This window comes from Streptosporangium brasiliense (assembly GCF_030811595.1).
GTDB lineage: Bacteria > Actinomycetota > Actinomycetes > Streptosporangiales > Streptosporangiaceae > Streptosporangium > Streptosporangium brasiliense.
The window spans coordinates 5,901,116-5,921,727 of the sequence record NZ_JAUSRB010000002.1 but is presented as its reverse complement, the minus strand read 5'-3'; the positions used below and the strand labels follow the sequence as shown (position 1 = coordinate 5,921,727).

Sequence of the window (20,612 nt, the reverse complement as noted above, 5' to 3'; positions counted from 1 at the left end):
GCACCGCGCCGCCGCTGCGCCGTGCCATGCTGTGCCGCGCGCCGTGCCGCGCCGCTGCGCGGTGCCCCTGCACGGCGCCGCCGCCGGGCCGTGCCCCTCAGGCCGGGACGGCCACCCCCGCGTTGCGCAGGATGTCGGCTCCGGCCAGCACCGTGCTCTCCGCGGCGGTCAGGCCGGAGGCGGCCAGGTGGGCGTCGACGATGCGCAGGCCCACGCCGTAGCCGGCCATGTCCGGGACACCGGCCGGCTCCTGGCCGAACCTGCGCATGGCCGCGTCGCCCAGCACGTAGGCCGGGGTGTGCCGCATGCCGGCGAGGCCGACGTGGGCGGTGATCTTCTCGTAGGCGCGGTCGAACTCCGCGCCGGTCACCATCCCCGCCCACGGCCCCATGGCCTCGGGACCGGACAGCTCCCGGACGAACGCCTCGGCCAGCCCCTCGGACACGACGTGCTCACCGACCGTGACCGTCCTGGGGTCCCACTCCACGTTGTGGTAGCGGACCTGGTGGTGGAACTCGTGCACCGCGCAGTGGGCGATCCTGCCGATGACGTCGTCGGCGGGCCAGGCCAGCAGGTAGAGCCAGCCCGGCGTGGCCCCCATGCCGTAGTAGCCGCCGACGGTGGTCGTCAGATACTCGTCGTCGGGGTCGCCCAGGACGAGCATGACCTGGAGGCTCTCGGGGCCACTGATCCCCGGCACCGCGTCGCCGAGCCGCTTCCACGCGGCCGCGAGGGCGTCGCCGATCCGGCCCCGGACGTCCTCCTCGACCAGCCGGCGCAGCGCGGGCAGGTAGCGGTCGTCGTCGCGGTCCACCCGGAAGCCGCCGCCCCCGTGGTGGATGTCGACGATGTCGCCGGGCACGGGGACGGCCTGGCGCATCGGCGCGAGCATGCCGCGCAGCGCGTCCGGACGCCGGTCGAGCGGGAGTCCGGCCAGCTCCAGCATGGCCCGTGGGGTGTCGTGAACGATGATTTCCATGTCCGGCACGCTAGGAACTCACGTTACGTGAGAGTCAACCCCGGGGCTCCGCCGCCCTGGCGATGTTCCTCGGTGCCGTCGTGGAGGTGCCCGGCCCTGAGCGGGAAGGCGGCTCCGCCGGCGGACGCGGCTCTAGATGGGCGAGCCGTCGTCCTCCTCGCCCTGCTTCGGCCCCGGGGTCCCCGTGCCGCTGCGCGAGGGTGACGGGGACGTGGTGGGCTCGCCGGGCTCCGGCGTCGCCGGGACCGGCGGCGGGGTCGGCACGAACATCGTCGGCGGCAGCGGCTTGGGCGGCGGCTGGACCTCGTCGTCGCGGCGGATCAGCAGCCAGGCCATCACCGCCAGCAGCACCAGCAGCACGGTCAGCACGGCCCCGGCGACGACCACCGACCGGCGGGTCTCGGTGGGCGGCGGCGCGCTCTTGGGCGGCGCGGGCAGCGCGGGCGAGCGGTCGCTGATCCAGTGCGGCGCGAAGTCCGGGCCGTGCTGCTCGCCGATGAGCGTGCCGCGCACCAGCACCGGCTCCAGGAAGCGCTCGGCCCCCGCCCGGTCCGGTTCGTACGGCGTGGCCACCCACGGTGCGCTCCCGCCGTCCATGGCCAGCACCTGGGGGGCGGTGTCGGCCACCGCGGTGCGGCCGCGCGCCGCCCTGGCCATCCAGCCCCGCACCCCCGAACGGCTGGCCGCCGCCTCGCGGATCCCGGTGACGAACCGGTCGCGGGCCGCCGGGTCGAGCGCGGCGCCCCTCGTCAGCACCGCGACCGAGACCGCCCGGCCGTCGGAGCCCTGCCCGAGGTAGACCAGCCCGGCGGGCCCCACCCGCAGACGGGCCTGGAGCACGAAGGGTCCGAGATGGGGTGGGTCACCGTACTGGAGCGGACTGGCCACGCCTGCCATGAAAGCACATCGGGACGATCAAGCGGCGTCCGTGTGGGTGCTGACGGGAAAGCCGGGTGGGTACTAACAGGAATACACATCCGACCGGCTGTGCGGCCCCGCATCTCGTTTGGTGGAATATCAGCATGACCGTCGCCGAAGAACTGCCGAGCGAGACCGACACCGGACTGCTGCGCGAGGCCCTGGCCGAGGTCCGGCGGGTCATCGTGGGTCAGGAGCACATGGTGGAGCGCCTGCTGGTGGCCCTCCTCGCCCGGGGCCACTGCCTGCTGGAGGGCGTGCCGGGGGTCGCCAAGACCCTGGCCGCCTCCACGCTGGCCACCGTCGTCGGCGGTGACTTCGCCCGCATCCAGTTCACGCCCGACCTGGTCCCCAGCGACATCGTGGGGACCCGGGTCTACCATCCCTCCCGCGAGTCGTTCGACGTCGAGCTCGGCCCGGTGTTCGTCAACTTCCTGCTCGCCGACGAGATCAACCGCGCCCCGGCCAAGGTGCAGTCGGCGCTGCTGGAGGTCATGGCCGAGCGGCAGGTGTCCCTGGCCGGGCGGACGCACCCGCTGCCCAGGCCGTTCATCGTGCTGGCCACCCAGAACCCGATCGAGTCCGAGGGCGTCTACCCGCTCCCGGAGGTCCAGCGCGACCGGTTCCTGTTCAAGATCCGCGTCACCCACCCCAACGCCCACGAGGAGCTGGAGATCCTGCACCGGATGAGCGTGGCCCCGCCCACCCCCCGGGCGGTGCTCGACCCCGCCCGGCTGACCGCGCTGCAGGCGATGGCCGAGCAGGTCTCGGTGCACCAGCTCGTCGCCGACTACGTGGTCCGGCTGGTGATGGCCACCCGCTCCCCGGGCGAGTACGGCATGACCGACCTGGAGGAGAACATCGAGATCGGGGTCAGTCCCCGCGCCACGCTGGGCCTGGTCGCCGCCGGACGCGGCCTGGCCCTGCTGCGCGGCCGCGACTACCTGCTCCCCGACGACGTCCGCGACGTGGCCGTGGACGTGATGTCCCACCGGCTGATGCTCACCTTCGACGCGCTCGCCGACGGAGTGGACCCCGAGGACGTGGTCAGACAGATCCTGGCCGTCGTGCCGCCGCCCCTGGTGGTGTGGAACCAGGGCCCCCGATGAACCGGACCGGCGCGGGAAGGGGCGCCGCCGCGAACACCGCCGAGCAGGCGCTGCGCCGGCTCGAACTGACCATCGTCCGGCGTCTGGACGGGCTGCTGCACGGCTCCTACCAGGGCCTCCTGCCGGGCCCCGGCACCGAGTTCGGCGACAGCCGGGTCTACGTCCCCGGCGAGGACGACATCCGGCGGATGGACTGGGCGGTGACCGCCCGCACGACCGTCCCGCACGTGCGGGACCTGATCGCCGACCGGGAGCTGGAGACCTGGGCGCTGGCCGATCTGTCGCCCAGCATGGACTTCGGCACCACGGAGATGGAGAAGCGGGACCTGGTGGTGGCCGCGGTCGGCGCGGTCGGCTTCCTGACCGGCCGGATCGGCAACCGCTTCGGCGCCTACGTGCTGCACGACGGACACGTCCACCGGATGCCCGCCCGGGGCGGGCGCCCGGCCCTGTACGGCCTGCTGCACTCGCTGATGGAGGCCCCCCGGGGCCGTCCCGTCGCCGGCGCCCCCGACCTGGCCGAGGCGGTCGAGGTGCTCGCCTCCGCGCGGCGACGGCGTGGCCTGCGAGTGATCGTCTCCGACTTCCTGGACGCCGAGCCCAGCCTCGACCCCGGCCTGGAGCTGCCCTGGGAGCGGCCGATCCGCCGCCTGGCCGCCCGCCACCAGGTGCTGGCCATCGAGGTGATCGACCCGCGCGAGCTGGAGCTGCCGCCGGTGGGGCTGGTCAACCTGACCGACCCGGAGTCCGGGCGGAGCCGCCAGGTCCAGCTCACCGCCAAGGTGCGCGCGGCCTACGCGGAGGCGGCCGCCAGACAGCGGGCGACGACCATGATGGCGCTGCGCCGGTGCGGGGTGGCGCACCTGGTGCTGCGCACCGACCGCGACTGGATCTTCGACATCGCCCAGTTCGTGCTCCGGCAGCGGCGCATGGCACACCTGACGCACCGGCACCCGGCCCCAGGAGTGACGCGGTGACCTTCCTCTCTCCGGCCATGCTGTGGCTGTTCGCCGCGCTCGCCCTGGTCGTGGCGGGCTACGTGGCCGCCCAGTTCGCCCGGCGCCGCTACGCGGTGCGCTTCACCAACCTGCCGCTGCTGACGCTGGTGGCCCCCGCCGGGCCCGGCTGGCGCAGGCACGTTGCTCCGGCGCTGTTCCTGCTGATGATGAGCCTGCTGATCGTCGGCGCGGCCCGGCCGGCCGACTCGGTGCGGGTCCCGCGTGACCGCGCGACCATCATCATCGCGCTGGACATCTCACTGTCGATGGAGGCCGCCGACGTCCAGCCCAACCGGATCACCGCCGCCAAGCAGGCCGCCCAGAAGTTCGTCGAGGACCTGCCGGAGCGGTTCAACGTCGGGGTGGTCGCCTTCGCCCGCTCGGCCTCGGTGGTGGTCTCCCCCACCACCGACCACCAGGCGGTGTCGACCTCGCTGGGCAACCTGACCACCCGGGCAGGCACCGCCATCGGCGAGGCGGTCTTCAACTCCCTCGACTCCATCCGCTCCTTCGACCAGCAGGCGGTCACCGACCCGCCGCCCGCGGCGATCGTGCTGCTGTCGGACGGGGACAACACCTCGGGCCGGTCGGTGGCCGAGGCGGTCGAGGCGGCGACGGGCGCGCGCGTGCCGATCTCCACGATCGCCTACGGCACCCAGGAGGGCACCGTCTCGATCGACGGCCGTGACGTGAACGTGCCGGTGAACAAGGCCACCCTGCAGACCCTGTCGGAGGGCACCTCCGGCCACGCCTACGAGGCGGAGTCGGGCAGCCAGCTCCGGGAGGTCTACGAGCAGATCGGCACCTCGCTCGGCTACCGGACGGTCCACCAGGAGATCAGCCAGTGGTTCGTCGTGGCGGCGCTCCTGACCGGCCTGCTGATCGCCGTGTCGGGCCTGCTGCTGGGGTCGCGGCTGCCCTGACCCGGTCCCGGCCGTTGGTAACGTTTTACGACGTGGCACATTACTTCGAGGAGCGTCCCGAGACCGCCAGCCGTCCGGGCTCGGTCACGCTCGTGCTCCCCGACCTCCATCTGAAGCTGGAGACCGACAGCGGGATGTTCTCTCCCGAGCGGGTCGACCAGGGCACCCGGATCCTGCTGGAGACGGTGCCCCCTCCCCCGGCCGAGGGCGACCTGCTGGACCTGGGCTGCGGATACGGGCCGATCGCGCTGACGATGGCCTCGCGCGCGCCCGGGGCCACGGTCTGGGCGGTCGACGTCAACCGCCGCGCGGTCGAGCTGTGCGCCAGGAACGCCCGGGCCGCCGCCCTTGACAAAGTAAGGTCAGTGCACGTCGACGAGGTGCCGCCGGAGGTCCGCTACGCGACCATCTGGTCCAACCCGGCGATCCGCATCGGCAAGGCCGCCATGCACGAGATGCTGACCCGCTGGCTGTCGCGGCTCACCCCCGACGGCACCGCCTACCTGGTGGTCCAGAAGCACCTGGGGTCCGACTCCCTGCAGCGCTGGCTGAACGAGCAGGGCTGGCCCACGGCCCGGACGGCCTCGCGGTCCTCCTACCGGATCCTCCGGGTGGAGGCCCGGCCCGGCGTGGGTCCCGCGCGGTGAGCAGTGAGAACAACGGCGGGTCCGGCAGGTGCCTCCCGCGGAACGGACGAGAAACGGTGAACGAACGATGACTGCAAACCCGCGCAGGCAGCTGCGGCCGACCGACGTCAAGCGGCTCAACCGCACCTGGCGCCGGAACACCGAGGGCCGTCTCGCCCTGATCGTGGAGTCGGTGACCGGTCCGTTCAACATCGGCTCCATCTTCCGCACGGCCGCCGCCTTCGGGGTGGAGCGGATCTGGCTGTCCGGCAACGCCACTCCCCCGACCAACCCCAAGGCCCAGAAGACCGCGCTGGGCACCGACCGGCTGGTGGCCTGGGAAGGGCCGCTCAGCGCGGTGGAGGCCGTACGGGCCGCCAAGGAGGACGGGTTCACCGTCGTCGCGGTGGAGCTGACCGGGGACGCGGCACCGCTGCACGAGGCGAAACTCGGCGGCGACCTGTGCCTGGTGGTGGGCAGCGAGGACCACGGCTGCTCCCCGGCGCTGCTGGAGGCCGCCGACGGCGTCTGCTACATCCCGCAGGTCGGCCGGGTGGGCTCGTTCAACGTCGCGGTCGCCACCGCGATCGCGCTGGCCGAGGCCCGCCGCCGGGAGTGGTCCGGCAAGGAGCCGCCGGCCGGGGAATGAGCCCGCTCCGGGTCCCGTGACCCAAACGTTCACCCGCGCGCGATGACGGCCGCGCTCATACCGGGCATACTCCTGCACGTGCAGCGCCGTTACCCCTTCCTCGACCATCCCGGCCCGCTCGCCTTCGCCCACCGGGGCGGGGCGGCCGAGGGCCGGGAGAACACCCACGCCGCGTTCGCCCGCGCCGTGGAGCTCGGCTACACCTACCTGGAGACCGACGCGCACGCCACCGCCGACGGGGTGCTGCTGGCCTTCCACGACCACACCCTCGACCGGGTGACCGACCGGCGTGGCCGGATCGCCGAGCTGCCCTACCGGCTGGTGCGCGAGGCGCGGATCGGCGGCGTGGACGAGATCCCGCTCATGGACGATCTGCTGGGCTCCTGGCCGCAGGCGCGCTTCAACATCGACGTCAAGGAGGCCGCGGCCATCGGGCCGCTGGCCGAGGCGGTCAGGCGGACCAACGCCTACGACAGGATCTGCCTCACCTCCTTCTCCGACGAGCGGCTGACCCGCGCCCGCGCCGCGATGGGCCGCGAGGTGTGCTCCTCGCTCGGGCCGCGCGGGGTCGCGGCCCTGCGGGCAGCGGCCGCCACCTCCGGCTACGGCCGCCTGCTCACCCGCCTGGCCCGCTCCGGAGTGCCGTGCGCGCAGGTGCCGCTGGGCTTCCGCGGCCTGCGGGTCACCACGAGGTCCCTGATCCGCACGGCGCACGCCCTCGGCATGCAGATCCACGTGTGGACCGTCAACGACCCCCAGAAGATGCGGCGCCTGCTCGACCTGGGCGTGGACGGCGTGATGACCGACAACATCTCCGGCCTCCGCGAGGTCCTGGAGGCGCGCGGCCAGTGGCACCCCGGCCGGCTCGCCGCGTGAACCCCGCCTCCGAGACATGTGAGCGCCCCCGGGACGCGTGAGCGTCCCCCGAGACACGTGGGCCCCACCCCCGAGCCCACGTGACCCCCTGAGACCACGTGAGACCCGCGTGAGCCGTACCCCGTGACATCCCCCAGCGAACCGAGGACCGCCCATGACCGCCGAACAGGTCGTCGAGGACTCCCCCCAGGCCCGCCGCCGCGAACAGCGCGGCTGGTACTTCTACGACTGGGCGAACTCCGCCTTCAACTCCACGGTCCTGACGGTCTTCCTCGGCCCGTATCTGACGACGATCGCCGAGACCGCCGCCCAGGGCCGTCCGTACGTGGACGTGCTCGGATTCGACGTGCGGCCCAGCGCCTACTACTCGTTCGTGGTGGGCACGGCGGCCATCCTGCAGATCATCCTGATGCCCGTCGCCGGGGCCCTGGCCGACCACACCGGCCGCAAGAAGGAGCTCATGGGCCTGTTCGCCTACATCGGCGCCGGGGCCACGATCTGCTTCTGGTTCCTCTCCGGTGACCGCTACCTGCTGGGCGGGGCGCTGTTCGTGATCGCCAACCTGGGATTCGCCGCCGCGTTCGTCATCTACAACTCGTTCCTGCCCGAGATCTCCACGGCGGACGAGCGCGACAAGGTCTCCGCCCGGGGCTGGGGCTTCGGCTACCTCGGCGGCGGCATACTGCTGGCCATCAACCTCGCCCTCTTCCTCGGTCACGACGCCCTCGGCGTCTCCAAGGGCGACGCCGTGCGCATCTGCCTGTCCTCGGCCGGCGTGTGGTGGGCCGGGTTCACGGTCATCCCGATGCTGCGGCTGCGCAACCGGCGCGCGCTCGCCGCGGGCGCCGAGAGCGCCGGGCAGGCCGTGGCCGGGACCTTCCGGCAGCTCGGCCGGACGATCGTGGAGCTGCGCCGCTACCCGCTGACGCTGGGCTTCCTGGTCGCCTACCTGATCTACAACGACGGCGTGCAGACCGTCATCTCCTTCTCGGCCACCTACGCCGACAAGGAGCTCGGGCTGAGCCAGACCGTGCAGATCGCGGCGATCCTGATGGTGCAGTTCGTCGCCTTCGGCGGCGCGCTGCTGCTGGGCCGTCTGGCCGCCTCCTACGGGGCCAAGCGTGTCGTGCTGGGCGCGCTGGTCGGCTGGACGGCCGTGGTGGCGGTGGCCTACTTCCTCCCCCGGGGCTCGGCGCTGCCGTTCTTCGCGCTCGGCTTCGCCATCGCGATCGTGATGGGCGGCACCCAGGCCCTGTCGCGCTCGCTGTTCTCGCACGTGATCCCGGCGGGCAAGGAGGCGGAATATTACAGTCTGTATGAGATCAGCGACAAGGGCTCGACGTTCCTCGGCTCCTTCACCCTCGCCCTGGCGCTCCAGCTGACCGACAGCTACCGCCTCGGCATCATCTCACTGGTGATCTTCTTTGTCCTCGGCTTCGTCCTGCTCGCCGCCGTCAACCTGCCCAGAGCCATCCGCGAGGCCGGGAACACGGTGCCCGAGCGCATCTGACACCCTCTCCGAAAGGGCTCTGTCGCAGACCGGGTCAAGAACGCGCGATTGGATCACCCCATGTGTGGGAATCCACACACGGTATCAAGCGTTGTACGCCGTGGGAGACGAACCCCTCACGACGGGGCCCTCAGGAGGCATTGAGACATGGGCGAGCGTGCGCTACGCGGTACCCGACTCGGGGCGACCAGCTACGAGAACGACCGCAACACCGATCTGGCCCCGCGCCAGGAGGTGTCCTACACCTGCCCGAAGGGCCATCGATTCGACGTTCCGCTCGCCGCTGAGGCAGAGATCCCGGCGACCTGGGAGTGCCGCATGTGCGGCGCGACCGCCATCCGGGTCGACGGCGAGCTGCCGGAGGCCAAGAAGGCCAAGCCCCCACGGACACACTGGGACATGCTGCTGGAGCGCCGCACGATCGAGGACCTGGAGGAAGTGCTCAACGAGCGCCTGGCGATTCTACGCGCCCAGCGCCGCAAGAGCGCCTGACCGGCTCGGGAGACCCCCGGCGTCCACTTCGGACGCCGGGGGTCTCCGCCGTCCCGGCCCGTCCCGGCGGGTGGCCCAGCCGGCCGCTCCCGTATTGGATCTGGGAGCGGGCCGGGCGGGCGGTTAGGGTCCGTCCATGAGCATGGAGACCATCGGGGACGGGACGGCGGCCACCGGAGCCGCCGAGAGGGCGGCGGCCCTGCGGGCGCTGCACGTGCCGGGCAGCCCGCTGGTGCTGCCCAACGTCTGGGACGCCGGGTCGGCCCGTGCCGTCGAGGCGGCCGGCTTCCCGGTGATCGCCACCGGCAGCGCCGCGGTCGCCGCGTCGCTCGGCTACGACGACGGGCAGGACACGCCGGTCGCGGAGATGCTGGCCGCGGTCGGCCGGATCGTCCGGGCGGTCGGCGCCCCCGTCACCGCCGACCTGGAGCGCGGCTACGGCCTGGAGCCCGCGGAGCTGGTGGAGCGGCTGGCCGCCACCGGCGCAGTCGGCTGCAACCTCGAGGACTCCGATCCCCGCACGGGCCGGATGGTCGACGCCGGAGAGCAGGCCGACTTCCTGTCCGCCGTCCGCGCCGCGGCCGCCGGCGCGGGCGTCGACCTGGTGATCAACGCACGGGTCGACACCTACCTGCACGGCACCGGGTCCCCCGCCGACCGGCTCGCCGAATCGGTCCGGCGCGGGCGCGACTACCTCCGGGCCGGCGCCGACTGCGTCTACCCGATCATCGTCTCCGAGGCCGAGGTGATCCGGGCGCTGGCCGAGGGGATCGACGGCCCGGTCAACATCCTGTTCCACGCCGGCACGCCCTCGCTGGAGGAGCTGGCCGCGCTCGGGGTGGCCCGCGTGAGCTTCGGGCCAGGCCTGCACCGGGCCGTGCAGGCGTACACGGCCCGGATGGCCGCGGCGATCCGGGCCGGGCAGAGCCCGTATCCGCCGCAGGACCCCGCCCGCTGAGCTCCCCCGGCCCCGACTGCGGCCCCGGCGGCGGAGCGCGGGGTCACCCCGGTCAGCGCGCCCCCGGGCATGGCCCGCCGGGTACGGGCCGGAGGCCGCGCGGAGATCGTCCGGGGTGCGGGCCGTACGGCCGTGCGGGGACCGTCCGGGGTGCGGGCCGCACGACCGTGCGGGGATCATCCCGGAGGGGTACATACCGCGTGCGAGGATCATCCGGGGGTAACCGACATGCGCACAGTCATCGCGGGTGGACACGGGAAGATCGCGCTGCGCCTGGAGCGGCTGCTCGCCGGGCGTGGCGACCGGCCGGTCGGGCTGATCCGCAGGCCGGAGCAGGCATCCGCGCTCCAGGCGGCCGGGGCCCAGGCAGTCCTGTGCGACCTGGAGGGGGCCGGGGTGGAGGAGGTGGCCGCCCATCTGGAGGGAGCCGGGGCCGTGGTGTTCGCCGCCGGAGCGGGGCCCGGCAGCGGCGCGGCCCGCAAGGACACCGTCGACCGCGCGGCCTCGGTCCTGCTGGCCGACGCGGCCGAGCGCGCCGGGGTCCGCCGCTTCATCCAGATCTCGTCCATGGGGGCCGGCCGGCCGCCCGGACCGGGCGGCGACGAGGTCTGGGCGGCCTACATCAGGGCCAAGACCGAGGCGGAGGACGACCTGCGGGCCCGTGACCTGGACTGGACGATACTGCGCCCCGGAGCGCTCACCGACAGCCCCGGAACGGCCCTGGTCACCCTCTCGGACCCGCCGCTGCCCCGCGGGCAGGTGCCCCGCGACGACGTCGCCGCGGTGATCGCCGCGCTGCTGGAGACCGCCGGCGGCCGGCACCGGACCCTGGAGCTCACCAGCGGGGACACCCCCGTCCCCCAGGCCGTCCGGGCCCTGGACTCCTAGCGTCCGGAGCCGGGGAGCGCCGGACGCCGAGCCCGGCCCGTACGCACGGACCTCTCACGCCGCCGCTCCCCGGCCCCCGGTCCGCGGCGCGTGCGGCGCCGGGTGCGTCAGCGGCGTGCAGCCCGGCGGGCTCGGAGCCCGGGACCCGGCGTGCCGCAGAGGTTTCAAAACCCCTGGTCAGCGGGGGTATCGTCCATATATGCGCATTAGGTCATGTCGATTGACAGGGCAGAGACAGGGGTCTGACCGGCCTGCCGCGGGCGGGGGATCCAGGGTGCGACGGCAGGGCGGCATGATCATCTCGCGGGCCGCGGGCCGGGGAACGAGGCGCTGACCGTGGCGGCACGGTTCTCTCCCCCCGACGGCAGGCCCGACGGAGACGGCCGCGACGCGCTGGCCGTGGACCTCCTCGGCGTGCTGGAGGAGGTCGGTGCCCACACAGGCGGGATCTACCGCCTGGAGCCCGGCGGCCAGGTGCTGGAGCTGGCGGTGATAGAGGGGCTGCCGCGGGAGTTCGTCCGCCCGTGGGAACGGATCAGCCTGACCGCCCCGATCCCGGTGGCCGTCGCCCTGCGGGAGGGGCGGCTGGTGTGGGTGGAGGGCGAGGAGGAGATGGTCCGCTGCTACCCGGGCCTGGCGCTCGCCCTGCCTTACCAGTTCCGCATGGCCGCGCTGCCGCTGGCCACCGACACAGCCCCCTGCGGGGGGATGTTCGTGCTCTGGCCCTGCTCCCACCCCTCGCGGCTGTCCTCCGGCGAACGCGACCGTCTCGCCGCCGCCGCCACCGACCTGGCGCGGGGGCTCGAGAAGATCCCCCGGACCGGCCCGCCGCTCCGAGCGGGTCTGGAGCCGTACGTGCCCGGCCCGCCCGGCGGGGGCCGGGCCGAGGCGCTGGAGACGATGGTGGCGCGCCTGCCGGAGGGGATATGCGCCATGGACGACCACGGCCGCCTCACCTTCATCAGCCCGCGGGGAGCCGCGCTGATCGGCGAGTCGCCCCGGCGGCTGGTCGGCGCCCGGCCCTGGAGGGTGCTGCCCTGGCTGAACGATCCGGTGTACGAGGACCGCTACCGCGCGGCGATGGTCAGCCGGCAGCCGACCTCCTTCGTGGCGCTGCGCCCTCCGGACCTGTGGCTGTCCTTCGATCTGTACCCGCTCGGCTCGGGCATCACCGTGCGCATCACCCCGGCGCCGGTGGAACCGGGGGACGTCCCGGCGCCCGCGCCGTCGGTCGACCCGGCGATCCCCACCCGGGTCGGGGCGATCTATCACGTCCTTCACCTGGCAAGCGCGCTGACCCAGGCCGCGGGCGTCCAGGACGTGGTGGACCTGGTCGCCGACCAGATGATGCCCGCCTTCGGCGGACAGGCCCTGGCCCTGCTGACGGCCGAGGACGGCCGGCTGGGCGTCGTCGGCCACCGGGGCTATCCCCCCGAGATCACCGCGCAGTACGACCGCCTCCCGCTGAGATCGCCCACCCCGAGCACGCGGACGATGGTCACCGGAGTGCCCAGCTTCTTCGAGTCCCCGGAGGAGATGGACCAGATCTACCCCATGGCCGTCGCCCCGGACGACGGGATGGCCGCCTGGGCGTTCCTGCCGCTGATCGCCTCCGACCGGCCCGTCGGCACCTGCGTGCTCGCCTTCTCCCAGCCCCATCACTTCACCGTCGAAGAGCGCGCCGTACTGACCTCACTCGGCGGCCTGATCGCCCAGGCGCTGGAACGCGCGCGTCTCTACGACGCCAAGCTGGAGCTCGCCCACGGTCTGCAGGAGAGCCTGCTGCCCCACGCCCTGCCCCGCCTGCCGGGCCTGACCGCGGCCGCCCGCTATCTCCCCGGCACCGAAGGCATGGAGATCGGGGGAGACTTCTACGACGTCATCCGGCTCACCGACGACACCGTCGCCGCCGTCGTCGGTGACGTCCAAGGGCACAACGTCACCGCCGCGGCCCTCATGGGCCAGCTGCGCACCGCGGTGCGCGCCTACGCCACGACCGGCGCCGGCCCGGCCGAGGTCCTGGCCCGCACCAACCACCTGCTGGCCGACCTGGACCCCGGCCTGTTCGCCACCTGCGTCTACGTCCAGCTCGACCTGCGCCGCCGCGTGGCGCACCTGGCCCGCGCCGGCCATCCCCAGCCCCTCCTGCGCCACCCCGACGGCGACGTGCGGGTGCTGGACATACCCGGCGGACTGCTGCTGGGCGTCGATCCCGGAGCCGAGTACCCGTGCACCGAGGTCCTCCTGGAGGCCGGCTCCATCCTGGCCCTCTACACCGACGGCCTGATCGAGACCCCCGGGACCGACCTCGACGACGCCCTGGCCGATCTCGGCGCCGAACTGGCGCGCACCGGTGAGCAGAATCTCGAGGACCTGGCCGACGCCCTGATCCGGCACGCCCGCCCGACCGGCCACCGCAGCGACGACATCGCCCTGCTCCTGCTGTGCCCCACCGCCGACCCGGTCCCTGATCCGGAGAGCGACCCGGCCCCCGCCCCCGCCCCGGAGGAGAGCGGGCCGCCCGCCGCCCGGCCCCGTGCCCCGCGGGGCCGGGACGGCGGCCCGCCCCCGCCGTCCGTCCAATAAGATGCCGTGATGCGCGACCTTGGTGAAGACCCGCGGCCGGCCCGTGGCGCGGTGCGGGAGGTCCACGACGTGGACCGGGCGGCCACCCTCGCCTACTCCCCCGACCTGGACGGGCTCGCCGACCCCGGTGAGATCGTCTGGGCCTGGGTCCCCTATGAGGAGGATCCGGAGCGGGGCAAGGACCGGCCGCTGCTGGTCGTCGGCCGTCACGGGCGGAGACTGCTGGCGATGATGCTGTCCAGCCGCGGCGGCGACTCCCGCGACTGGCTGGAGATCGGCCCCGGTCTCTGGGACCGGGACAACCGGGTCTCCTACCTGCGCCTGGACCGGATCTTCGAGCTCGACGAGAGTGACATCCGGCGCGAGGGATCGGTTCTGGAGCGCGACCGGTTCGCCCGGGTCGCCGCCGTCCTGCGGAGTGCCCACGGCTGGGCCGCCGACGGCTGAACCCGGCGGTCACCGGATGTCATCGGAGATGATCTGGAAGGCGGCGCAGGCCCCGGCCGCGGCGGACTCGACCGCAGCCTGGGACTCGGTGACGAGGCCTCCGGCGGCGTAGAGGCCGGGCACGCTGGTGCGGAAGGAGCCGTCGACCTCCACGTGGCCGTCCTGGCCCACCGCCAGGCCACGATGCTCGGCGAGGTGGGAGACCAGCGGCACCGGCCGCCGGCCGAGCCGCCACAGCAGGGTCTGCCGCTCGACGATCGTGCCGTCGGCCAGTTCGACCGCGCGCAGCTCCCCGTCCGAGTGGTGCAGCCCGCGGATCCTCCCCTCGACGACCTTCGCGTCCCGGCCGCCCTCCGGCATGGCGCCGTCGGCCAGGACGATCACGTCCTCGCTCCAGGCGGAGACCGCGGCGGCGGCCGTCGCGGCGGACTCGGGGTCGCGGGTCACCACGCCCCAGGTGCGGTCCCGGTTCTCCCAGCCCAGGCAGAACGGACAGTGGATGACCGTCTTGCCCCAGCATTCGGCGAACCCCTCGATCTCAGGGGGGAGGTCGACCATTCCCGCGGTGAGCAGCACACGCCGGGCCCAGACCGGCCCGCCGTCCTCGGTGGTGACGGTGAACCCCCCCTCGGGGGCGGGGGCCACATCGGTGCCGGTGGCCTCGTGCAGCTCGGCCATGCCGTATCTGCCCAGGTCGTCCCAGGCGCGGTGGCGGTATTCGGCAGGGCTGACCCCGTCGAGGCCCACGATGCCGTGCACCTGCCCGGCCGAGGCGTTCCGGGGCGGCCGCGCGGAGTCCAGGACCACCACCCGGCGCCGGGAGCGGCTGAACGTCATGGCCGCCGTCAGCCCGGCGGGCCCACCGCCGATGATCGCCACGTCGAAATGTTGCACGGCGACCTCCTTCCACTCATGTCCGGCCGCCCGCGGGACCACCGGCCACGAGGCTGATCCATGGTCATCCGGAGAACCGCGTTCCACGGATGACACGGCATGTCAGGAGGATGCCCGCTGACGGGCGCGCCAGTCGTCGCCGGCCGGAGGCCGGCAGTGGTCCGGCGTCACTCCGCCGGGAGCCGGGGCAGGACCGGGACCAGGCGGAACACTCCCGTCATCAGCTCCGGAGACCCGTCCTCCCCGGTGATGTGGCCGGCCACCGCCCGCATCACGTCGGTGGCGGTCACCATCCCCACCAGCCTGTTCGACTCTCCCAGGATCGGGATGGCGTCGACACCGGCGCTGACCATGACCGCCGCGGCGTAGGCCAGGGACGCGTCGAGGGTGGTGTGCGGGCAGCGGTGGCCGGCCAGCAACGTGTGGACGGGCAGGTGCGACTGCTCGGCCGGCCCACCGGACCAGCGGGCGGTGAGGTCCTCCCGGGTGAGGACGCCGCGCAGGCAGCCACGCCTGTCGACGACCGGCAGGTGGTGGACACCCGCGCGGCGCATGATCTCCCATGCCAGCAGCGGGGACTCCTCGGAGTCGACGGCGACCAGCGTCCGGCTCATCACCTGCGCCACCGTGAGCTCGCGCACGTCCATCACGCCCCACCTCGGGCAGGCGGGAGCGCGGCGCGCCACCCGGCGGCCCGTCCGGCCGCCGGCCGCGAGGAGGGTGAGCCGCCGGCACCCACCCCTACGTACGCTGTCATGTCGTCCTCCTCGGTTGTCCTCTTCCATCCGACCGCCCCCGACGCCTTCCCGCAGCGGCCGAAGGACCCGGCCGTCAGGGACTTCCGGCCCCTGTCCCCGGGCACGGGGCCCCGCGCCCCCTCCCGGAATCGCCCCGACGGTCACGGCGCCGGCACCGCCGCGCCCCGGCGGCGCCCCCGGGGGCAGGACTGACGGCAGAGCTGAGGGACGACCGACTCGGAATGAGGGGACCTTCGGCTCTGCCCCGCCGCGGGGCGCCGGGCCAGCGTTGGGGGTATGAGACCTGATACGGCCGGAGCGCATGTGCTCTCCCGCGAGGAGTGCATCGGCCTGCTGGCTTCGGCGCCGATCGGGCGGATCGTCTTCACCGACCGCGCCCTCCCCGCCGTGCAGCCGGTCGGCTTCTGCCTCGACGGCGAGGACATCGTCATCCGCGCCGTCGAGGGGTCCGCGGTCGCCGCCACCCGTGATGCCGTGGTGGCCTTCGAGGCCGACGACTTCGACTCGCGGACACGCACCGGCTGGTCGGTCACCGCCGTGGGATACGCACGGGCGGTGTCCGACCCCGTGGAGATCGCCCGGCTGTCGGCGCTGCCGCTGACGACCTGGGTGCCCGGCGGAGGGACCCTCTTCATCAAGATACCGGCGGAACTGGTCGCCGGCCGATGCATCCGGCACTAGGCCTGTCCCACGAACTTTCTACTGCGCCGATCGAGCTTGGACCTTGGCGGAGTCGAACTCGACGTATTCGATGATCGCGCCGCCGGGGTGGCGGATCGTCAGGTTGCGTCCGGTGGGGACTTCGTTCGGGCCGTCAAGGGTGTCGCCTCCCTCGCGCTCGACGATGGCGAAGACATCATCGAGGCTCTCGATGATGACGGTGGCCTGCACGTCGCGGTAGGGCGCCAGCGCCTCCGGGGTGCCTGAGACCAGGAGGTAGTCGCCGATGCTCGCCAGTTCGAGGTCCCGGTAGGAGAAGCGTAGCCCCGGCCGGGCGGCGGTGAGGGCTTCGAAGGTGGGCAGCGCGGTGTCCAAGTCGTCGACATAGATGCGGGCGTAGGTGGTACGGGTGGCCATGCGAGAACACTCCTTGATCATTTCCATTTTCTCGAAACGTGGAAATGATCCTATGCTGGTCGGATCGGAACATGTCAACTCAGACCGACATCAGGAGAGCGGGATGCGATCGCCGACCGAGCCCAAGAGGGCAGACATGGATCTGGTCGCCGTGCTGCACGCGCTCGGCGATCCCGTCCGCTTGGACCTGGTGCGCCGGATGGCCGCAGACGGCGAGGTGCCCTGCAGCCCGCAACACCTGAACGTCCCGCGTTCCACGCTCTCCAATCACTGGCGCATTCTGCGTGAGGCGGGCATCACCTCGACTCGCCCCGAGGGCAAGGCCCGCTACATGACGCTGCGCCGTGACGACCTGGAGGCTCGCTTTCCGGGCGTGTTGGAGACGATTCTCACGGCCGCCGCCCCCGAGGCGGCCGTCGGCGCCACGTCAGCCGGCCAGCGCCAGTAGCTCACATGACAGGATCCCGGAGCCGGATCCGGACCGATGCGACTCCGATGGAGTTCATCAGAACGGCGAACCGGCCCGGGTCCGCCGGAAGATCCCGTTCAGCGCCGTGCGGTGGTCCCTCCACCGCGCACCCCAGCCGGGCCTCCGCCTTCGACGAGTTCGGGCCACCGGGCAGAGGGGCGCATGTCATACATCCAGGGGTGAGTGAAGATCACCTGCGGGTGGAGCGCGGCCAGCGGGTGATCACGTCCGGCCTGTGGGACGTGTCGCCGTTTGTCACCTGAACAACGCACATCCGGCCGGTAGTCCTATTCGCACGCTTCGAGTGATGTGTAAGGTCGTGCCGTGATCACAGGCGTAGGTCGGATGGTGTCGCCGGTCCTGGTGGCGCGTGAGACCGAGCTGGACCGGCTGGTCGCGGCGGTGGTGGCGGTGCCGTCAGTGGTCGTGGTGGAGGGCGAGGCCGGGATCGGCAAGACGCGGCTGGTGGCCGAGCTGGCCACCAGGCCGGAAGTCGCGGGACTGCGGTGGTTGAAGGGCGGCTGCGGCCAGGTCAGGGAGCCGTTCCCGCTGGGTCCGGTGGTGGAGGCGCTGCGCGGGCGGGCCACCGAGCTGAGCGGTGCCGCCCTGTCGCCGGTGACGGGAGCGTTGCGCGCGCTGCTGCCGGAGCTGCAGGACGTGCTGCCGCAGGCGCCGCCGTCGCTGGAGGATCGGGCGGCGGAGCTGCACCGGGTCCTGCGCGGGCTGGTGGAGGTGCTGGCCGCGCTGGGCCCGGCGGTGCTGGTGCTGGAGGACCTGCACTGGGCCGACCAGCAGACGGTCGAGTTCCTCGCCTATCTGGTACGGGCGCTGCCCGCCGGGCTGTCGGTGGTGCTGACCTACCGGGGCGAGGAGGCCGATCCGGCGCTGCGGGCGGTGACCACGCGCCCCGCTGACACGATCACCAGCGAGCATCTCGCGTTACGTCCGCTGGACATGGCCGGCACCCGCGCGCTCGCGGCGGCCATCCTGCAGACCCAGGAGGTGTCGGCCGAGTTCGCCGAGCACCTGTGCGCCCGCTCCTCCGGGCTGCCGCTCGCGATCCAGGAACTGCTGGCGATGCTGCGCACGCAGGGCAAGCTGATCCGGTGGAAGGGCGGCTGGGCCCGCCGCGCCCTCGACGAGCTGGACGTGCCGGCGGGCGTGCGCGCCCCGGTGCAGGAACGTGTGGGCAGGATGCCGGCCGGCGCGCGGGCGGTCACGGAGGCGGCCGCCGTGCTGCGGCTGGCCGTGCCCGCCGCGATGCTCGTCGAGGTGGCGGGGGCGAGCGGCACCGAGGCGCTGGACGAGGCGCTCGACTCCGGACTGCTCACCGAGCAGGGCGGCCTCGTGGCCTTCCGCCACGTGCTGGCCGCCGAAGCCGTCTACGAGGGCGTCACGCTCGGACGCCGCCAGGCGCTGCACGCCGCCGCGGCCGTGGCGATCCGCACCCTGCGGCCGACCCCGCTCGGGCAGGTCGCCCACCACCTGCGTCACGCGGGCCGTCCGGACGAGTGGGTGGCGGCGGCGGTCGCGGCGGCCGAGCACGCGGTGGGGCTGGGCAACGACGCCGAGGCCGCGCGCCTGCTGGAGGAGGTGCTCCGGCACGCCGGTCTCGATCCGGTACGGCGGGCCGAGCTGACCATCCGCCTCGGCTGGGCCGCCACCTACACGCTGCGCATCCCTGCCATCGGCGAGATGCTCGAGGAGGCGCTGAGCCACGACCTGCCCCGGAGCCTGCGCGGGGAACTGCGCATCCTGCTCGCCCTGTACCTCGACACCATCAGGGTCGACGATCTGCGGGTACGGCAGGCGTTCGCGGACGCGGTACCCGACCTGGCGGAGCTGCCGGAGCTGGCCGCCTGGGCCATGGTCGGCATGGGCGTGCCGACCACGACGGACGTGCCGTTCGCCGAGCGCCTGCCCTGGCTGGAACGCGCCCTGGAGACCGTGCCCGCCGACGGCGAGCCGGGGCCGAGGGTGTTCGTGCTCGGCAAGGTCGCGATGATCTTCGTGAGCTCGGGCGACCCTCGCTGGTGGGCGCTGACCGAGCGGATCCTGGAGGAGACCGGCGGCCGTCCGGTCGGCCGCCGGGAGGTCGGCGCCTACAGGTCCATCGGCGGCACCGCCGTCGACGCGGGACACCACCGGGTGGCGACGCGGCTGCTGGAGGCGGCCCTCGACGCCGGTCGCGGGGCGAGCGGCTCCGCCCGGGACGATCTCTCGCTACGCGCCAGCCTGGCACTGGCGCGCTACTACGGCGGCGCGTGGGACGGGCTGCGCGAGGAGCTCACCGAGCTGCGCGAGCAGTGCGGCAACCGCCCGCATGAACGCCTTCACGTCGACCTCATCGCGGCCTGCCTGGCTCCGGCGCCCAGCCGGCTCGACGCCGCGCGGACCATGCTCGCCGGAGTGATCCGCGACCTGCGGGTGCGGGGCGACCTCGACATGGCGGCCGCTCCGGTGACCACGCTGTTGCGGCTCGCCTCCGCCGGCGACGGAGCCGGGGCGGCGCTCGCGGAGACGGCCGACGTGACCGCCGGGTGGGAGGCCAGGGACCTGTGGCCGATAGGGGTGCGGGCCGTGGCCGCGGTGACGGAGGCACTGCTGTCCGCCGGCCGGCATCAGGAGGCCGCCGAGCTGGTCTGCCGCTACGAGACCCGGTTACGTGGCATGGACGCGCCGCTGGCCGTACCGGCTCTGGCGCAGGCGTACGGGCATCTGGACGCGCACGCCGGACGGTGGGCGCGGGCCGCCGAGCGGTACGGGGAGGCGGCCGCGGCCTACGCGGAGCTGCCCGCGCTCTACGACGCGGCCCAGGCCGTCGAGCAGCAGGCCGCCTGCCTGTCCGCGCTCGGCGACCCGGGGGCCGGACCCGCGCTGACGCGGGCCATCGAGGCGTACACCCGGCTGGAGGCCCGCTGGGACCTCGACCGGGCCACCCAGCTCGGCCGCCGCTGGGGCCTGCGCCCCACCAGCCGGATACGGCCGGGCCAGGACGGCGGGGCGGAGGGCCTGTCCGCCCGGCAGTCGCAGGTCGCCAGGCTCGCCGCGAAGGGGCTGACCAACCAGGAGATCGCCCGGCAGATGTTCCTGTCGCCGAAGACGGTCGACAAGCACCTGGGCGTGGCCATGCGCAAGCTGGGCGCGCGCTCGCGCACCGAACTGGGGCGTCATTTGGGAGGCACCCCAGGTTCCTGATCCTGAAATTGGGGTGTTCACCCCATGCTCGCCCCATATCCCCATTCACGGGGTGCGCGCGACTCTTTCCCCATGCCCGAAGACACGCCCGCACGCACCGATCGCGTGCCCGATCCACCGCGGCCCGAGCTCCAGCCGGACGAGCCCGCGAGCGCGCAGCAGGTGTCCGAGGACCCCGGCACGGAGGAGATCCAGCCACCGGACGGCTTCGAGCCGCTCTGACCCACCCCCTGAAAGGCGAAACACCCCTCATGAGC

21 protein-coding genes are annotated in these 20,612 nt (G+C 73.4%); 16 read left to right on the top strand and 5 right to left on the bottom strand.

The features are described from left to right. Positions 1–97 precede the first annotated feature (97 nt). Together J2S55_RS35515 and J2S55_RS35510 are read right to left on the bottom strand one after the other, a co-directional pair. Entirely contained in the window at positions 98–979 is an 882-nt protein-coding gene (locus J2S55_RS35515) for a DUF2268 domain-containing putative Zn-dependent protease (protein ID WP_306870002.1), read from the bottom strand. Between the two features lie 132 nt (positions 980–1,111). After that, positions 1,112–1,876, bottom strand: a complete 765-nt coding sequence (locus J2S55_RS35510) for a hypothetical protein (protein ID WP_306870000.1) — start codon at positions 1,874–1,876, stop codon at positions 1,112–1,114. A gap of 125 nt (positions 1,877–2,001) precedes the next feature. Between J2S55_RS35510 and J2S55_RS35505 the strand changes: the two genes are divergently transcribed. From J2S55_RS35505 to J2S55_RS35450, 12 genes are all read left to right on the top strand, one after another. After that, positions 2,002–3,006: an AAA family ATPase gene (locus tag J2S55_RS35505; protein WP_306869998.1), complete on the top strand. Its 1,005-nt coding sequence runs from the start codon at positions 2,002–2,004 to the stop codon at positions 3,004–3,006. After that, a complete protein-coding gene (locus J2S55_RS35500) occupies positions 3,003–3,983 on the top strand; it encodes a DUF58 domain-containing protein (RefSeq protein WP_306869995.1) in 981 nt (326 codons plus the stop codon). Before J2S55_RS35505 ends, J2S55_RS35500 begins: the two co-directional genes overlap by 4 nt. Further along, entirely contained in the window at positions 3,980–4,927 is a 948-nt protein-coding gene (locus tag J2S55_RS35495; protein WP_306869992.1) for a VWA domain-containing protein, read from the top strand. Before J2S55_RS35500 ends, J2S55_RS35495 begins: the two co-directional genes overlap by 4 nt. Positions 4,928–4,959: 32 nt before the next feature. Next, positions 4,960–5,574, top strand: a complete 615-nt coding sequence (locus J2S55_RS35490; protein ID WP_306869990.1) for a class I SAM-dependent methyltransferase — start codon at positions 4,960–4,962, stop codon at positions 5,572–5,574. Between the two features lie 67 nt (positions 5,575–5,641). Then, a complete protein-coding gene (locus J2S55_RS35485) occupies positions 5,642–6,202 on the top strand; it encodes an RNA methyltransferase (protein ID WP_306869987.1) in 561 nt (186 codons plus the stop codon). A 78-nt stretch (positions 6,203–6,280) separates the two neighbouring features. After that, on the top strand, positions 6,281–7,078 hold the full coding sequence (locus J2S55_RS35480; RefSeq protein ID WP_306869984.1) for a glycerophosphodiester phosphodiesterase family protein: 798 nt from the start codon (positions 6,281–6,283) through the stop codon (positions 7,076–7,078). A 154-nt stretch (positions 7,079–7,232) separates the two neighbouring features. Beyond that, positions 7,233–8,588 (top strand): MFS transporter, encoded by a 1,356-nt coding sequence (locus J2S55_RS35475; RefSeq protein ID WP_306869982.1) that lies wholly within the window; start codon positions 7,233–7,235, stop codon positions 8,586–8,588. Between the two features lie 147 nt (positions 8,589–8,735). Next, a complete protein-coding gene (locus tag J2S55_RS35470) occupies positions 8,736–9,080 on the top strand; it encodes an RNA polymerase-binding protein RbpA (protein WP_012892001.1) in 345 nt (114 codons plus the stop codon). A gap of 136 nt (positions 9,081–9,216) precedes the next feature. Then, positions 9,217–10,038, top strand: a complete 822-nt coding sequence (locus tag J2S55_RS35465; protein WP_306869974.1) for an isocitrate lyase/PEP mutase family protein — start codon at positions 9,217–9,219, stop codon at positions 10,036–10,038. 228 nt (positions 10,039–10,266) lie between these two features. Further along, entirely contained in the window at positions 10,267–10,926 is a 660-nt protein-coding gene (locus J2S55_RS35460; RefSeq protein WP_306869973.1) for an NAD(P)H-binding protein, read from the top strand. 336 nt (positions 10,927–11,262) lie between these two features. Beyond that, positions 11,263–13,512 (top strand): SpoIIE family protein phosphatase, encoded by a 2,250-nt coding sequence (locus J2S55_RS35455; protein WP_306869971.1) that lies wholly within the window; start codon positions 11,263–11,265, stop codon positions 13,510–13,512. A 9-nt stretch (positions 13,513–13,521) separates the two neighbouring features. Further along, entirely contained in the window at positions 13,522–13,959 is a 438-nt protein-coding gene (locus J2S55_RS35450) for a type II toxin-antitoxin system PemK/MazF family toxin (RefSeq protein WP_306869967.1), read from the top strand. 9 nt (positions 13,960–13,968) lie between these two features. Here the strand turns inward: J2S55_RS35450 and J2S55_RS35445 are convergent, their stop codons facing one another. Both J2S55_RS35445 and J2S55_RS35440 read right to left on the bottom strand, forming a co-directional pair. Beyond that, positions 13,969–14,853: an NAD(P)/FAD-dependent oxidoreductase gene (locus J2S55_RS35445; protein ID WP_306869964.1), complete on the bottom strand. Its 885-nt coding sequence runs from the start codon at positions 14,851–14,853 to the stop codon at positions 13,969–13,971. A 167-nt stretch (positions 14,854–15,020) separates the two neighbouring features. Next, positions 15,021–15,500, bottom strand: coding sequence for a CBS domain-containing protein (locus tag J2S55_RS35440; RefSeq protein WP_306869960.1), 480 nt, complete (start codon positions 15,498–15,500; stop codon positions 15,021–15,023). Between the two features lie 387 nt (positions 15,501–15,887). On the opposite strand from J2S55_RS35440, the gene J2S55_RS35435 reads away from it, so the two are divergent. Then, complete coding sequence (locus tag J2S55_RS35435; RefSeq protein WP_306869958.1) at positions 15,888–16,292, top strand: pyridoxamine 5'-phosphate oxidase family protein; 405 nt, start codon at positions 15,888–15,890, stop codon at positions 16,290–16,292. 18 nt (positions 16,293–16,310) lie between these two features. On the opposite strand, the gene J2S55_RS35430 is transcribed toward J2S55_RS35435, so the two are convergent. After that, entirely contained in the window at positions 16,311–16,688 is a 378-nt protein-coding gene (locus J2S55_RS35430; RefSeq protein WP_306869956.1) for a VOC family protein, read from the bottom strand. 136 nt (positions 16,689–16,824) lie between these two features. Between J2S55_RS35430 and J2S55_RS35425 the strand changes: the two genes are divergently transcribed. The 3 genes from J2S55_RS35425 to J2S55_RS35415 all read left to right on the top strand — a co-directional run bounded on the left by J2S55_RS35425 (position 16,825) and on the right by J2S55_RS35415 (position 20,577). Next, positions 16,825–17,136 carry an ArsR/SmtB family transcription factor gene (locus J2S55_RS35425; RefSeq protein ID WP_306869954.1) on the top strand — a complete coding sequence of 104 codons (312 nt, stop codon included), beginning with the start codon at positions 16,825–16,827 and terminating at the stop codon, positions 17,134–17,136. 345 nt (positions 17,137–17,481) lie between these two features. Beyond that, positions 17,482–20,355 carry a helix-turn-helix transcriptional regulator gene (locus tag J2S55_RS35420; RefSeq protein WP_306869953.1) on the top strand — a complete coding sequence of 958 codons (2,874 nt, stop codon included), beginning with the start codon at positions 17,482–17,484 and terminating at the stop codon, positions 20,353–20,355. A gap of 72 nt (positions 20,356–20,427) precedes the next feature. Beyond that, complete coding sequence (locus J2S55_RS35415; protein ID WP_306869951.1) at positions 20,428–20,577, top strand: hypothetical protein; 150 nt, start codon at positions 20,428–20,430, stop codon at positions 20,575–20,577. Positions 20,578–20,612 lie beyond the last annotated feature (35 nt).